Origin of the sequence: Mycobacterium sp. (assembly GCF_032159765.1) — a bacterium.
Lineage (GTDB): Bacteria > Actinomycetota > Actinomycetes > Mycobacteriales > Mycobacteriaceae > Mycobacterium.
The window spans coordinates 20134-34371 of record NZ_JAVHWM010000178.1 but is presented as its reverse complement, the minus strand read 5'-3'; the positions used below and the strand labels follow the sequence as shown (position 1 = coordinate 34371).

15 protein-coding genes are annotated in these 14238 nt (G+C 65.2%); 7 read left to right on the top strand and 8 right to left on the bottom strand.

Translation table 11 applies throughout. The features are described from left to right. Positions 1-75 precede the first annotated feature (75 nt). Positions 76-2538: a phosphoketolase family protein gene (locus tag QOH60_RS21930; protein ID WP_526423975.1), complete on the bottom strand. Its 2463-nt coding sequence runs from the start codon at positions 2536-2538 to the stop codon at positions 76-78. A gap of 189 nt (positions 2539-2727) precedes the next feature. Between QOH60_RS21930 and QOH60_RS21925 the strand changes: the two genes are divergently transcribed. From QOH60_RS21925 to mddA, 3 genes are read left to right on the top strand one after another with little or no spacing between them, the layout of a single operon-like run. Continuing rightward, positions 2728-3468 (top strand): hypothetical protein, encoded by a 741-nt coding sequence (locus tag QOH60_RS21925; protein WP_526423974.1) that lies wholly within the window; start codon positions 2728-2730, stop codon positions 3466-3468. A 31-nt stretch (positions 3469-3499) separates the two neighbouring features. Next, complete coding sequence (locus QOH60_RS21920; RefSeq protein WP_526423973.1) at positions 3500-5065, top strand: HD domain-containing phosphohydrolase; 1566 nt, start codon at positions 3500-3502, stop codon at positions 5063-5065. A gap of 48 nt (positions 5066-5113) precedes the next feature. Further along, positions 5114-5917 carry a methanethiol S-methyltransferase gene (gene mddA, locus QOH60_RS21915; RefSeq protein ID WP_526423972.1) on the top strand — a complete coding sequence of 268 codons (804 nt, stop codon included), beginning with the start codon at positions 5114-5116 and terminating at the stop codon, positions 5915-5917. Positions 5918-5968: 51 nt separating this feature from the next. On the opposite strand, the gene QOH60_RS21910 is transcribed toward mddA, so the two are convergent. Further along, positions 5969-6541: a TetR family transcriptional regulator gene (locus QOH60_RS21910; RefSeq protein ID WP_526423971.1), complete on the bottom strand. Its 573-nt coding sequence runs from the start codon at positions 6539-6541 to the stop codon at positions 5969-5971. An 84-nt stretch (positions 6542-6625) separates the two neighbouring features. Here QOH60_RS21910 and QOH60_RS21905 point away from each other — a divergent pair, with 84 nt between their 5' ends. Then, positions 6626-7504, top strand: coding sequence for an SDR family oxidoreductase (locus QOH60_RS21905; protein ID WP_526423970.1), 879 nt, complete (start codon positions 6626-6628; stop codon positions 7502-7504). A 54-nt stretch (positions 7505-7558) separates the two neighbouring features. Beyond that, positions 7559-8269, top strand: a complete 711-nt coding sequence (locus QOH60_RS21900; protein ID WP_526423969.1) for an Rv0361 family membrane protein — start codon at positions 7559-7561, stop codon at positions 8267-8269. 15 nt (positions 8270-8284) lie between these two features. On the opposite strand, the gene QOH60_RS21895 is transcribed toward QOH60_RS21900, so the two are convergent. After that, positions 8285-8935 carry a hypothetical protein gene (locus tag QOH60_RS21895; protein WP_526423968.1) on the bottom strand — a complete coding sequence of 217 codons (651 nt, stop codon included), beginning with the start codon at positions 8933-8935 and terminating at the stop codon, positions 8285-8287. Positions 8936-9128: 193 nt separating this feature from the next. Between QOH60_RS21895 and zwf the strand changes: the two genes are divergently transcribed. Then, positions 9129-10628 carry a glucose-6-phosphate dehydrogenase gene (gene zwf, locus QOH60_RS21890; protein ID WP_526423967.1) on the top strand — a complete coding sequence of 500 codons (1500 nt, stop codon included), beginning with the start codon at positions 9129-9131 and terminating at the stop codon, positions 10626-10628. A 33-nt stretch (positions 10629-10661) separates the two neighbouring features. After that, the gene (locus tag QOH60_RS21885; RefSeq protein ID WP_526423966.1) at positions 10662-11048 is read left to right on the top strand and encodes a PAAR-like protein; all 387 of its coding nucleotides are present in this window, start codon (positions 10662-10664) and stop codon (positions 11046-11048) included. Positions 11049-11066: 18 nt separating this feature from the next. Here the strand turns inward: QOH60_RS21885 and QOH60_RS21880 are convergent, their stop codons facing one another. The 5 genes from QOH60_RS21880 to QOH60_RS21860 form a co-directional block, all read right to left on the bottom strand. Beyond that, positions 11067-11189 carry a hypothetical protein gene (locus tag QOH60_RS21880; RefSeq protein WP_526423965.1) on the bottom strand — a complete coding sequence of 41 codons (123 nt, stop codon included), beginning with the start codon at positions 11187-11189 and terminating at the stop codon, positions 11067-11069. Between the two features lie 74 nt (positions 11190-11263). After that, positions 11264-12049: an alcohol dehydrogenase catalytic domain-containing protein gene (locus QOH60_RS21875; RefSeq protein ID WP_526423964.1), complete on the bottom strand. Its 786-nt coding sequence runs from the start codon at positions 12047-12049 to the stop codon at positions 11264-11266. Positions 12050-12075: 26 nt separating this feature from the next. Then, the gene (locus QOH60_RS21870) at positions 12076-13344 is read right to left on the bottom strand and encodes a cytochrome P450 (RefSeq protein ID WP_526423963.1); all 1269 of its coding nucleotides are present in this window, start codon (positions 13342-13344) and stop codon (positions 12076-12078) included. 171 nt (positions 13345-13515) lie between these two features. Then, entirely contained in the window at positions 13516-13767 is a 252-nt protein-coding gene (locus tag QOH60_RS21865) for a hypothetical protein (RefSeq protein WP_526423962.1), read from the bottom strand. A gap of 172 nt (positions 13768-13939) precedes the next feature. Beyond that, positions 13940-14179, bottom strand: a complete 240-nt coding sequence (locus QOH60_RS21860; protein ID WP_526423961.1) for a hypothetical protein — start codon at positions 14177-14179, stop codon at positions 13940-13942. Between the last annotated feature and the right edge of the window lie 59 nt (positions 14180-14238).

Sequence of the window (14238 nt, the reverse complement as noted above, 5' to 3'; positions counted from 1 at the left end):
TGTCGATGTATAGACGGACAAGGCGACACTGCGATAAGTGTCATCGCAGACAACCAGACACCGGCGGCGGCGTGCCTACTCGTTGTCACCGCCGGTCGAAATCGTGGCCGCCGTCCCCGCGCCGAACGACTCGCCGTGGACGGTGGGCCATCTCCAGTCGCGGACCTCGGGGATATCGTCGCCGTGCTCCCGGGTGTACTCGCGCGCGGCGATGCGCTTGTCCACCATCTGCTGGCGCAGCGTCGCGCACTTCGAGCCCAGGAACGGCACCCGATCGATCACGTCGATCACCAAGTGGTAGCGATCGAGATCGTTGAGCATCACCATGTCGAAAGGCGTTGTGGTGGTTCCCTCTTCCTTGTACCCGCGCACGTGCAGGTTTTCATTGCCTGTGCGACGATAGGTCAGCCGGTGGATCAGCCACGGATAGCCGTGGTAGGCGAAGATCACCGGCTTGTCCGTCGTGAAGATCATGTTGAACTCGCGATTGGACAGCCCGTGCGGATGTTCTTTTTCGTCCTGCAGCCTCATCAGGTCGACGACGTTGACGAAGCGCACCTTCAGGTCGGGCAGATGTTGGCGCAGCAGGTCGATGGCGGCGAGCCCTTCCAGCGTCGGCACGTCGCCGCACGTCGCAATCACGACGTCGGGCTCCTCGCCGAGCTTCTCCGAGCCGGCCCACTCCCAGATACCGAGCCCTCTGGTGCAGTGCGCGACAGCCTCTTCCATCGTGAGGAAGTCCGGGCTGGGCTGCTTGCCTGCCACCACGACGTTGACGTACTGGCGCGAGCGCAGGCAGTGGTCGTACGTGGACAACAGCGTGTTGGCGTCGGGTGGAAGGTAGACGCGGACAACCTCGGCCCGCTTGTTCACCACATGGTCGATGAAGCCGGGGTCCTGATGGCTGAAACCGTTGTGGTCCTGACGCCAGACATGGCTGGACAGAAGGTAATTGAGGCTGGCGATCGGCCGCCGCCACGGGATGTGGTTGGTGACCTTGAGCCACTTGGCGTGCTGGTTGAACATCGAGTCGATGATGTGGATGAACGCCTCGTAGCAGTTGAACAAGCCGTGGCGCCCGGTCAGCAGATACCCCTCGAGCCAGCCCTGGCACTGGTGTTCGGACAGCATCTCCATGACGCGGCCCGCGCGGGCCAGATGCTCGTCCACCTCGGGGCCGAAGAACTCTGCGTTCCACTGCTTGTCGGTGGCGTCGAAGACAGCCTGGAGGCGATTGGACGCGGTTTCGTCGGGGCCGAAGATGCGGAAATTGTGCGGGTTGAGCCGCACGACGTCGGTGAGCCAGCTGCCGAGCACCCTGGTGGACTCGGAGATGGTGGCTCCAGGCGAAGGCACGTCCACCGCGTACTCGCGAAAGTCGGGCAGCCGTAGCGCTTTCAGTAGTTCGCCACCGTTGGCGTGCGGGTTCGCACTCATCCGCAGCGTGCCCGTCGGCGCGAGTTCGGCGATCGTCGAGTCGAGCGCGCCGTCGTCGTCGAACAATTCCGACGCCCGGTAGGAGGCCAGCCAGTCGGCGAGCACCTGGAGGTGTTCCGGTGTGTCGCGGGCATTGGCGAGCGGAACCTGATGCGCCCGCCAGGAGCCGGTGGTCTTCTTGCCGTCGATGTAATCCGGCCCCGTCCACCCCTTCGGGGTGCGGAACACGATCATCGGCCAGCGCGGCGTCGTCTCGTCGTCGGCCGGCCTGGCCTTGATCTCGGCGATCTCGTTGAGCACGGTATCGAGCAGCAGCGCAAACTCGCGGTGTGCCGAGCCGTGGTCTTGTTGCTCAGCCGCCTCGAAGAAGTAGGGATTGTGGCAGTAGCCGATCATCAGGCTGCGCAAGTCGTCGGTTGGAATCCGGTCCAGCACAGTCGGATTCGCGATCTTGTAGCCGTTGAGGTGCAAGATCGGCAGGACGACGCCGTCTTGGGTGCGATTGAGGAATTTGTTCGAGTGCCAGCTCGTGGCCAGCGCTCCGGTCTCGGCCTCCCCGTCGCCGACTACCGCGGCCACCAACAGGTCGGGATTGTCGAACGCCGCGCCGTAGGCATGGGAGAGCGCATAGCCGAGCTCGCCGCCCTCGTGGATCGAGCCCGGCGTCTCGGGGGCGACGTGCGACGGGATGCCCCCAGGAAACGAGAACTGCTTGAACAGCCGCTGCATGCCTTCGACATCGCGGGTGATGTCGGAGTACAGCTCGGAGTAGGTGCCGTCGAGGTACGCATTGGCGACCAGGCCAGGGCCGCCGTGGCCTGGGCCCGTGATGTAGATCGTGGACTGCTGACGTTCCTTGATTACCCGGTTCAGATGTGCATAGAGGAAGTTGAGGCCGGGCGTCGTTCCCCAGTGCCCGAGCAGCCGGGGCTTGACGTCCTCGCGTGAGAGCGGCGTGCGCAAGAGCGGATTGTCCAGCAGGTAGATCTGGCCGACCGAGAGATAGTTCGCCGCTCGCCACCATCGGTCGATCTGAGCCAGCGTCTCGTCGTTCGGCGTTGAAAGCTCGGTTGAATGCCAGCTCGATTGCACTGCAGTCATCGCAACACCCACTTCTCTATCTCGTGGTGCCTAGCGTTCCCAGTTCATCCAAACCGCAACCGTGGCGCGGTGCAGGCCAGCCGACTGATGTTCACGAGCGGGTTACCCGCGGGCCAGGACGCGCGGTGGCCGGGATTTGAGGCGAATGCCTCATTCGAGCGATGGCCCGCCCGAGCCAACATTGACCCTGTGAACACACACATCACCCCCAAGGCGGCCGCGGCCGCCACCCGCCACCTGCCCCTACCCCCCGGCGACGACGAGCGTGTGCTCGGCTTCGGCGTGATGGGCCTGCCCTTCGTCAGTGGTCACTACCTCGCCTTCCGGGACTTTCCCGCGTCGTCGTTCTCGCCGGCGTACTTGTCGGTGTGGCACCGCGACCCTGCCGGCGAGTGGACTTTCTACGCCACGACCCCCGGCCCGCAGAGCTGCTCGCGGTACTTCAGCTCCGCGACACCGGTCGACCCGGCGGTCTGCGACATCGACATGAGCTGGCCGACGCCCTGGTCGCTGTCCATCTCCATTGACGGGCTGCTCGATTGGCATCTCGACATCGAGGCGACGCCGGCCACCAGGTTGATGACCGCGATCGGCACGCGCCTGCCCGTGGCGGCGTGGAACAGCCGCCCCGTGCTTGCCGTCATGAGCCGAGTCGTCGGACCCATCCTCGGGCTGGGCACAATCCGGCTCACGGGAACGGCCCCCAACGGACAGGGCTTCCGGATCGCGCCGAAACGCGTGTGGTCGGTGGCTTCGTCGACCGCAGTGGTACGCGGCGAGGATCTCGGGCCGATCGGGCCACTGCCCGAGCAAGCCCGCCTCGGCGACTTCCGGCTGCCGCAGCGCGGCATCTGCGTGGTCGGCCACGGCCGATTCGATCCGTTCGACCCGATTAGGCACCGCAATGACCGTCTTGAGCTTTCCAGCTGACCGGGCACGGCCGAGAGCGCAGAATCGTCAGATGACCTCCGCCATGCCGGCCCAGATGCCAACGCGGGCGGAGGTTCTGGCGGCGCTGTCGGTGGCCATCGATCTGGGCCTCGGGCAACCCGCCGAGCACATGCTGAGATCGGCGCTAATCGCCACTCGCCTTGCCGACCGGTTGGGGCTGTCGCCTGAGCAACGCGACTGCGTCTACTACACGACGTTGATCATGTGGATAGGCTGCCATGCCGACTCCCACGAATACGCGCGCTGGTTCGGTGACGACATCGCGGTGCGTCGCAGTGCATACCTGGTCGACTGGTCCGGCCTGCCCTACCAGCGGTTCCTGCTGACCAACGTCGGTCACGGGCAGTCACTGCTGGAGCGGCTCAAGACGATGGTGACGCTGTATGCCAATGCGCGGGGGCATATCTCGCGCCTGATTCACTCTCATTGTTCTTCCGCCGCCCTGCTGGCCGAGCGGATCGGCCTCGGTGAGAACGTCCAGACCGCAATGCGTTACACGTTTGAACGCTTCGACGGAGGTGGTCTGCCCAACGGTGTGCAAGGCGACGCGATCCCGATCGAGATGCGCGTGGCCCAGGTCGCCGACATGGCCGAGGTGCATCAACGCGAATACGGCACCGGCGGCGCGGTGGCCATGGTCCGGAGTCGCCGTGGCGGTCAGTTCGACCCGGCGGTGGTCGACGTGTTCGTCGGCGACGCCGAGAGGATCCTCGCTGTCCCGGCCACCGGTGACGTGTGGGCGACTGCCCTGCAGCATGCGCCGGATCGGCACGGCACGCTTGACGAGACAGGGCTCGACACCTTGCTCGTCGCCCTCGGCGACTTCGTCGACCTCAAATGCCCCTTCACGCTTGGTCATTCGCGCGGAACAGCGCAGCTCGCCGCTGACGCGGCGGTCGCGATCGGACTCGACGCCGATGCGGTGGTGACGTCGCGCAGGGCCGCGCACATCCACGACATCGGCCGGATCGGAGTGTCGAATCAGATCTGGTCGAAGCAAGGCGGTTTGACGACATCGGAGTTCGAACGCGTGCGACTGCACCCATACCTGACCGAGCGCATCCTACAGCGGGTTCCGGGATTGTCGGAAGTGGCTGCTATCGCGTCAAACCATCACGAATGCCTCGATGGCTCAGGCTATCCCCGAGGATTGTCGGCTCGGCAACTGTCGATACCGGACCGGCTAGTGGCGTGTGCCGTGAGCTATCAGTCGGCGGTGGAGCCGCGGCCGTACCGCGAGCCGATGACCCCGGCCAGTGCCGCGCGCCGGTTGCAGGCCCGTGTGCGCGACGGCGAACTCGACGGCGCCGCAGCCGATGCGGTGCTGCATGCGGCGGGTCACATGCAGGGCAGTTCGAAGCCGCGCCCCGACGGGCTGACGGCGCGCGAGGTCGAGGTGCTGCGGCTCGTCGCCCAGGGCGCGAGCAACAAGGAGATCGCCGCGAAACTTGTGATCAGCGAGAAAACCGCGCGCAACCACGTCGAGCGCACCTACGCCAAGATCGGTGTCTCGAGCCGTGTCGCGGCAAGCATGTACGCCCTCGAGCGGGGATTGGTTGGCAGGAGCGCGAATTGAGGCATTTGCCTCATGCCTGGGGACGCCTGTGCCACCGATGATCTGTCCATGAACCGATTTGTCAGTCTGAGTTATGGCGCCATCAGCTATCTGTTGTTCCTGGTGGTGTTCGTTTACGCGATCTTGTTCGTCGGCGATCTCATGGTCCCGCGCACCGTCGACAACGCCATCAGCGCACCCGTCGGCCAGGCCGTGGTGGTCGACCTTGTGTTATTGACGGCGTTCGCCCTTCAGCACAGCGTGATGGCGCGCCCGGCGTTCAAGCGGTGGTGGACGCGTTTCGTCCCGCAGCCCGTCGAGCGCAGCACCTATGTGTTGTTCGCGAGTCTGGTTCTCGCACTGGTGCTTTGGCAGTGGCGCTCGATTCCCGCCGTCGTATGGGAAGTCACGTCGACCCCGGCGCGAGTGGCGATATGGGCACTGTTCTGGCTCGGCTGGGTGATCGTGCTCGCTTCGACATTCATGATCAGCCACTTCGAGCTTTTCGGATTACGCCAGGTGTACGCGGCGTGGCGCTCACGGCCGCAGGCCGAAACAGGCTTTCGTACAACGCTGTTCTACCGCGTCGTGCGCCACCCGCTGAATCTGGGCTTCATTGTCGCGTTTTGGTCGGCCCCGACGATGACGGTGGGCCACCTGCTGTTCGCGGCAGCGACGACGGGCTGGATCATGATCGCGATGCAATTGGAGGAGCGCGACCTGTCGGCGTCGCTAGGCAGCAGGTATGCGGCATATCGCGAGGCGGTGCCCATACTGATCCCAGGCCTGCGCAAGAGGCGCCGGCCGCAGCCAAATCCCGACGCACAGCGCTCAGTCACGGCCCTACCTGACGCCGAGATCAACGTTACGTAGCGAAATGTCGAGTAGAGCGCTGCGTAACGTGAATTTCGGCGAGCGGCCGCCCTACGAGTTGCGGCCCGCGGTTACGGCTTTGAGTTCGGCGAGCGACTCCCGGATGTGCAGCCTGAGGTCCTCATTGTTTGTCTCGTCGACCCAGCGTTCGAAGGCGACCTTGAACACCGCGATCCCCGCTTCCGCGGTCAGGCTGGCCGCCGGATCGCTGACGCCGCGCGAGCGCAGCGCCTCGGCAATCCCCGAGGCGAGGGAGGCCAGTTTGATCAGCTCACGTTCCTGAAGCGACGGGTTGGCCGCGATGACCGCCTGGCGGCTCCGTGCGATGTCGCGGCGGCCGTCGAACACCCCGGCGGCCGCCTCAAGCGCTGAGCCGACCGCATCGATCGGCGGCATTGCCTCGGGTGCATCGACGACGGACCGTACGAAAACGTCGTGGAGGCCGCCCTCGCCCCAGAACAGCACCTCACGCTTGTCGGCGAAATGCCGGAAAAACGTGCGTTCCGTCAAGCCCGCGCGCTTCGCGATGTCTGCCACCGTCGTCTGGTCGAACCCGCGCTCGCCGTAGAGCTCCAGTGCCGCCTGCTCAAGGCGCCCTCGCGCATTCGGTTCCCAGCGGCCCACCCCCGCATCCTAGGCGATGACAGCGACTGTCATCGCATTGTAGAGTGATGACAGCAACTGACATCACATCGATTGGGGAGCATCATGCGCGTATTCGTCACCGGAGCGTCGGGCTTCATCGGCTCGGCCGTCGCGTCAGAACTCATCGCCGCAAATCACGACGTCCTCGGCCTCGCCCGCTCGGACAGCTCGGCTGAGGCTTTGAGCGCTGCTGGGGTGCTGCCGTACCGCGGTGACATCGAAGATCTCGACAGCCTGCGCGCCGGCGCAGCGAATGCTGACGGTGTCATCCACTTGGCGTACAACCACGATTTCACCGACTACGCCGGCGCCGCGCAGACCGATCGGTGCGCCATCGACGCCATTGGTGAGACGCTCGCAGGATCAGGCCGGCCCATGGTCGTTGCGTCCGGGATGGTCGGGGTTTCGTTGGACCGCATAGCCACCGAGGAAGACCACGTCGACCCGAACAGCCCACGGTTGTCCGAAGACGCTGCACTGCAATTCACTTCGCAAGGCGTCAAAGTCTCTGTTGTGCGCCTGCCACCCACGGTGCACGGAGACGGTGATCGCGGATTCGTCCCGGGGCTGATCGACGTTGCCCGGGAGAAGAAGTCTGCCGCCTACCCGGGTGACGGAACTAACCGGTGGCCGGCCGTGCACCGGTTGGACGCTGCGCGCTTGTTCCGGTTGGCGTTGGAAGCAGCTCTCGAGGGCGCACGGCTGCATGCGATAGGTGACGAGGGCATACCGGTGCGCGACATTGCCGGCATCATCGGACGCAAACTGCAGGTGCAGATGGAGTCGATCCCGCGCGACGACGCGTTCGACACATGGGGTTTCATCGGCATGATTTTCTCAGCCGACTTGCCCGCATCGAGCGCTCTGACCCAGAAGCAGCTCGGGTGGCAGCCGACCCACGCCGGGCTGCTTGATGATCTTGAACACGGCAGCTATTTCTGACGCCGCTCGCTATGCTCTCGCTACGGTGCAGTCGAGCCAGCGGGAGGATCACCTATGACATCGTCCCTGGGGCCGGGCTGGTACGACGACCCAGAAGACCCGAGCGCACAACGCTATTGGGACGGTCAGAGCTGGACGGAGCACCGCCAGCCGAAGCCGCCGCCGGCCTACCCTGCTCCGACCTACCCTGCGGGGGCGTACCCGACTCCTGCGTACCCGACTCCGGGGTACCCCGCTTCGCCGTACGGTTCCGCGCCGCCCCCTGCGCCGGGCATGTACACGCCGGGCGTGCCGCCGCGGCGATCCCAGACTCCGATGATCATTGGCGCAGTCGGCGCGGTCGTGGTGTTGGCGGCGGCCGGGGTGTTGTTGTACTTCTTCGTCTTCAAGGACAACGGCTCGTCGTCGAACAACAGAAGTTCGTCGTCGCACAGCAGCAGTTCGTCGCCCGAGGATCAAATCAAGGACGTCCTACAGTCCTACGCAGACGACATCAACAATGCGGATCCCGCTGATATGTCGGCGCTGTTCTGCGACGAGGTGAATAAGGACACGAGGAACAAAACCCCTGCCGAGTTGCGCGAGCAGAAGCAAGAAAAGGGAACCCTCTCGTTGTCGGTGCAAAAGGTCGATGTCTCCGGCGACAACGCCACCGCCACGGTCAGTGCCACGTGGTCCAAGTCGCCAAGCGACAACGAAACTGGAACCGTTCCCTTCGTCAAGGAAAAGGGCAGTTGGAAAATGTGCGGCTCGGGGATGGGCTGAGTCAGCGAGGCTGCGCTACCAGGCGATCGACTTCGTCGCCCGCAGCATTGCGAACAACCATCCGGGCGGAAACGGGTTGTTGGCGATATCGATCGACCATCTGACGACCCCTTGGCGCACGAGCGCGGAGTCCCGCACTGGCGCGCAAGCGAATTGGTCCGTCGCGATGACGTGGCCGGCCGGTCCGCGAAGTTCACCCCTGCCGTTGGCGCTGTCGCCGGCCGTGACTCGATAGGCCAGCGGGCCGAGCCCGCGAATGTATGCCGCGAGGTGAGGCGTCGCCCTCGCGGCGACGACTAACTTGTTCTGCCAGCCCGACGGCAGCGGCTCGAAGTCGACGCCGCCTCTGACATTCGCGGCCTTCGCGATGATCAGCGCACCCTCTTCGCGGATGGTCCACGCGTAGGGCGGTTGGTCCCGTGCGTTCGCCGACCTCCGCCTCTCGTTGTTCCTCTCGTCGGCGTCGGAGGCCGAGCCGAAGAGACCGCCAAGCAGGCCGCCGACCGTGGCGTTGAGCAACTGACCGCCCGCGTCGTGGAGGCGGTCGGGATCCAGCCGGTACAGCTCCCCACCGTCGCCCCGGTACACAGTTGCCAGGTCGTCACACAGAAACCGCAGTGCACCCCGGCCGTCGACGACGTGCCACGGCTCCCGATCTGTGAACACGGTCCATCTGCCCGGTCTCTCCGGCTGCCTGAACTCGGTCGCCAGGTCCAACCACGGGTCCCCGTTGGGCCAGGTGTCACTCGTGGGTGCTTGATGTCGCCGCGGGTCGTTCCCCATCAATTCCTCCCGCACATCGACAGCGGATCGGCAATGCGTCGTGCGTTGGTCACCTTGCGATGCAAGTATCTCCCTCGTGGCCTCGAAGAAACCTCAAACGATCTCCTATCCCGCACCGGGCGCTCGTCCGCGCCGGAACGACGATTTCAGGTGCGACCCGCACGTCATCGTTCTGTTCGGAGCGACGGGCGACCTGGCCAAGCGCAAGCTGATCCCGGGCCTGGCCTATCTGGATCAATCCGAGCTGGCCCCCAACATCCAGATCATCGGCACGTCGCTCGAGGAGCTCACCGACGACGAGTTCCGGGAAATCGCCAAGTCGGCCATCGACAACTTCGGCGCGCACAAACTCACCGACCGGCAGTGGGACGATTTCGCCAAAAACCTGACCTACGTTCCGCAGGGCGCCGGCCCTCAGGCGCTGGCCGACGCGGTGGCCGAAGCGGAGTCGAAGCTGGGACCCGACGTGCGGCGGCTGCACTACCTCTCGGTTCCGCCGAAGGCGGCGCGTGCCGTGATCGACATGCTTCGCGAGGCGAAGCTGGTCGAGCGCTCGCGGGTGGTGATGGAAAAGCCGTTCGGAACTGATCTGGACAGTGCGATCGCGCTCAACGACTTCGTGCACGAGACATTCGACGAGAAACAGATCTTCCGCATCGATCACTTCCTCGGAAAAGAAGCCGCGCAGAACATTCTCGCGTTCCGGTTCGCCAACGGCCTGTTCGAGCCGATCTGGAACCGCAACTTCATCGACCACATTCAGATCGACATTCCCGAAACGCTCGGGCTGGATCAGCGGGCCAATTTCTACGAGAGCACGGGCGCCTACAAGGACATGGTCGTCACGCACCTGTTCCAGGTGATGGCGTTCGTGGTGATGGAGCCGCCCACTGCCCTCGAGCCACGGGCGATCAGCGAGGAGAAGAACAAGGTCTTTCGGTCCATGCTGCCCGTCGAGCCGCGCAACGTGGTGCGCGGGCAGTTCGCGGGATACCGCGAGCTGGAAGGGGTTGCAAAGGACTCCGATACCGAGACGTTCATCGCGCTCAAGGTCGGGGTCGACAACTGGCGTTGGGCGGGGGTGCCGATCTACCTGCGGACCGGAAAGCAGCTGGCCGAAGGGATCCGGATCATCTCGATCGCGTTCAAAGAGGCGCCGCGCTCGATGTTCCCCGCCGGGTCCGGGGTGGGCTCGCAAGGTCCCGATCATCTGACGTTCGACCTCGGCGACAACTCGAAGGTCTCGTTGTCGTTCTACGGCAAGCGCCCTGGACCGGGGATGAAGCTCGACAAGCTGTCGATGCAGTTCGCCACCCAGGAGGTCGACACCGCGGGCGACGTCCTGGAGGCCTACGAGCGGTTGATCCTCGATGCGATGCGTGGCGACCACACGTTGTTCACCACGGCTGAGGGCATTGAGTCGCTGTGGGAGCGGTCGATGGATCTGCTCAACAATCCGCCGCCCGCGAAGATGTACCAACCGGGCACCTGGGGTCCCAACGCGATCCATCAGCTCATCGCGCCGAACGCGTGGCGGTTGCCGTTCGAGCGGGGCTGGCGCGAATCGAAACACTGACGATCGGGCAGCCAACGGGCCTAAACTGACGCCATGCCAGGAGGCGTGGTAGGCAACGGCGCGATGATCAAGTGCTCGTTCGGAACCACGCCGTCGCCGCTTACCGTGCTGCCCGCGCCGCGCGTGATGGTGGCCTCGCAGCCCGCCGCCACGATCATGGACTTCAAGCCGGGCGCAAATATCTCGCCGTTCGGCATGTGCATGAGCCCGGCCAATCCGCAGGTCATCGCGGCAACCGCGGCGGCATTGGGCGTATTCACGCCGCAGCCGTGTATCCCGATGACCACGGCACCGTGGACGCCGGGAGCGCCCACGGTACTGATCGCCGGGCAGCCCGCGCTGACCAATACCTCGACGTGCATGTGCAACTGGACCGGTGTCATCACGATCACGAGCCCGCCGTCCAACGTGCAGGCCTAGTCACCACTTCGCGCGGCGTCAGGTTCGTGCGACGTCGAGGACGACCCGAAACCTGGCCTGGCCGGACATCATTCGCTCATACGCCGCGGGCGCCTCGGCGAACGGGAACACCTCGTTCATCGCCGCGACGCCGTGCGTCACGGCGAACTCGAGGTTGGTTTCGTTCTCGATCGGCGTGCCGGTGAGGCTGCCGACGATCGATCGGCCCCCGAAGATCAGGGCGACGCCGTCAACCTCGATCGGGTCGTCGCCAGCGCCGACGACGACGAGCTGATCGCGCGGCGCGAGGCCGTGGCGATGATCGCGACCGCCCCACCGAGCTCTTGCAGCGCGTGCGCGGGGTCGACGGCCGAGCTGTCGATGTAGTGATCGGCTCCGAGTTTGGTTGCCAGAGGCTCTTTTTCGGCTCCACGTGCAATAGCTGCGACGCGGTAGTCGAGCTTCTTGGCGTACTGGATCCCGAGGTGGCCCAGGCCGCCGATGCCCTGGACCGCCACCAGCGCACCGGCATCCGCGTCGAGTGCACGCAGCGGGTTGTACGTCGTGATACCCGCGCAGAGCAGAGGGGAGGCGTCCATTGAACCCAGTGCGTCAGGAATGCGGACCAGCCCGCTCGCGCGGGCGTAGACCACCTCTGCGTACCCGCCGTCCACGGTCTGCCCGGTGAACGGTTGATTTTCGCAGTTGACGAAGTCGCCCAGGCGGCACCAGTGACACACTCCGCAAGGGCCGCCGAGATACCCGACGCCGACTCGCTGACCGACAGCCCACTGGGTGACGCCGTCGCCGAGCGCGTCGATGACGCCGACGATCTCGTGGCCGGGTACCACCGGCTCGGCCGGGTTCGGGCGCATGCCCTCCACCGAGATCGCGTCGGTGTGGCATACCCCGCAACTGAGCACCCGGAGGCGCACCTGGCCCGCCGCCGGACTGACCAGCTCCCTTTCGACAAGGTCGAATTCTCGTTGCCCGCTCACTTCATATGCGTGATACGTGGACACGGCGACCTCCCGGAAGTTGTTTGCCGTCAGCCGAATTCAATCGGAAGACTAGTCGGACCACCGATGCTCGTCATCTGCTTCCACGGGACGGGTCCGGTAATGCGAGGGTTCGGCATCCGATGCGTCAGGATTCTGAGCGCCTCGGCCAGTTCCAGTCTCGCGAGGTTGGCGCCGAGGCAGTAGTGCACGCCGCCGCCGAAGGTCAACACCGCTAGCGCCGACTCGCGAGTGATGTCGAAGCGATCGGGGTCCTCGTAGACCGCGTTATCCCTATTGGCCGCAGAGGTATTCGCGATGACCACGGTCCCCGCGGGGAACAGGTAGCCGCCGAACTCGGCGTCCTCGGCAACGATGCGGAGGGTGCCTGACGCGATCGTGGCGTGGCGCATGGTCTCGTCGACGGCGTTCGCGGCGAGGTCGGGCCGTTCGCGCAGCAGCGCCCACTGGTCGGGGTGCTCACAGAGCACGTGCATTGAGGCCGCCAACTGGTTGCGCGTGGTGTCGGTTCCAGCCAGGAGAAAGCCCGCTGCGAGCATGCGTAATTCGCCCGCGGTGAGTCGATCGCCGTCGTCCTCGGCGCGGATCAGGTCGGACAGAAGGTCTTCCGTGAGGCTGTGACGGCGCCGGGCCACCATGTCGTCGACGTAGTCGTCGAGCTCCCCCCACGCCCGCATCACGTCGGACTCCTGGGACGGGTCGTACGAGAAGCTGAACGCCTTGAAGACGTCGTCGGCCCACAGTGAAAACTGCTGCCAGTCCTCGCGCGGAGCACCGAGCAGTGCGCAGATGATGGGGATGGGATAAGGACGGGCAATATCGGCGACGATGTCGCACCGGCGGGTACCGGCCACCTGGTCCACCAGCTCGTTGACCACATCGTCGATCGTGTCGTGCAGACGGGCCGTCGCCCGCGGCGTGAACGCCTTGGAGACCAGGCTTCGCAGACGATGGTGCGGGGCGCCCTCGAGGCACAGCAGGCTGTCGGTGACCTTGTCCCATAGCGGGCCGGAGCTGATGCCCTGGATGAGCAGATGGATGCCGGGCGGGATTTTGAAACGTGTATCGCGCAGAACCGCGCGGACGAGCTCATACGAAAGCACCTCTGGTCCATGGGGTCCCAGTGCGATCGGGGCTTGTCGTTGCGCCTCCTGAAAACGCGGATAAACCTCTGCGAGAGTTTCTGTGTCGTCATAGACGAGCGTCGGCAGGCCCGCGTCGAAGACGCTCGGGGAAACGTTGGGGCGAGCGGAGCGACGGGGAAACGTTGGGGCGAGCGGAGCGACGGGGAAATTCATTGGGGCGAGCGGAGCGACGGGGAAATCCATTGGGGCGAGCGGAGCCCACAGTCATGACACTCTCCTCGGGTTCGCGCGATTCCCGCCAGACGATCATGTCACCGCCCACACGGCAGCGGAACGAAAAAGGGGACACCCTTGCGGGTGCCCCTTCTCCTGTTGAGATCGGTGTCAGCGCGTTGCTCCGCGGTCGGCGTGCGGGTTCTGGTACGACCCGTATGCGGTCTGCCCCACCTCGCCCATCCACGCCTCGGCACGCGAGGTCGGGACGGACTTGTTGCCGTCTTGCACGGTCGTGGTGGTGCCGTCGCTCCCGGTGGTGTCGCTGGGGCCCGAGGGCGCTGCGATGGCCGGTGCGGCCAGACCGATGGACAGAGCGGCAAGCCCGCTGGCGGCGATGGTCGTGATGGTGTTCTTCCTCATTTTCTTCCCCTTCTTTCTCGTCTGACAGCCACAACGGGAGCGCAGGGGGCGCTAATCCAGGGTTGGCTGGATTTTGTCTAGACGCGGCAGTACTGCCACAAGGGGCTCTCGACGAGCCGCTGAACTCGCGAGGGACGGGCGTCGTGCCTAGGAGTGTGACCCGGACCACTTCCTAGGAGTCGACCATGCGCGCGTCAGTCCGCTCGTCCGTCACCACCAGCGTCGCGATCGCCGCGGCCGGCGTCGTTGCCACCGCGGCAGCGGCATTGCCTGCGGAACCGTCAACACCGAGAGTGCAATCCGAGGTCCGGCTCGCGGCGCCGAATTTGCTCCTCGCGTCCGCGGCGCCCACCACAGCCGCCGCGCCCGCTCCAGTCCCGCTGGGTGCGCCGATCGAGCAGTTCCTGCTCAATCAGCTCCAAGACTGTTCGCTGATCTGCCCGTTTATCGTTCAGGGCCTCGTGCAGGTTC

Excerpts from the sequence above, each read along its gene's own strand:
- QOH60_RS21930 (WP_526423975.1), bottom strand. The coding sequence starts at position 2,538 with ATGACTGCAGTGCAATCGAGCTGGCATTCAACCGAGCTTTCAACGCCG.
- QOH60_RS21920 (WP_526423973.1), top strand. The coding sequence starts at position 3,500 with ATGACCTCCGCCATGCCGGCCCAGATGCCAACGCGGGCGGAGGTTCTG.
- mddA (WP_526423972.1), top strand. The coding sequence starts at position 5,114 with ATGAACCGATTTGTCAGTCTGAGTTATGGCGCCATCAGCTATCTGTTG.
- QOH60_RS21905 (WP_526423970.1), top strand. The coding sequence starts at position 6,626 with ATGCGCGTATTCGTCACCGGAGCGTCGGGCTTCATCGGCTCGGCCGTC.
- QOH60_RS21900 (WP_526423969.1), top strand. The coding sequence starts at position 7,559 with ATGACATCGTCCCTGGGGCCGGGCTGGTACGACGACCCAGAAGACCCG.
- QOH60_RS21885 (WP_526423966.1), top strand. The coding sequence starts at position 10,662 with ATGCCAGGAGGCGTGGTAGGCAACGGCGCGATGATCAAGTGCTCGTTC.
- QOH60_RS21870 (WP_526423963.1), bottom strand. The coding sequence starts at position 13,344 with ATGAATTTCCCCGTCGCTCCGCTCGCCCCAACGTTTCCCCGTCGCTCC.
- QOH60_RS21865 (WP_526423962.1), bottom strand. The coding sequence starts at position 13,767 with ATGAGGAAGAACACCATCACGACCATCGCCGCCAGCGGGCTTGCCGCT.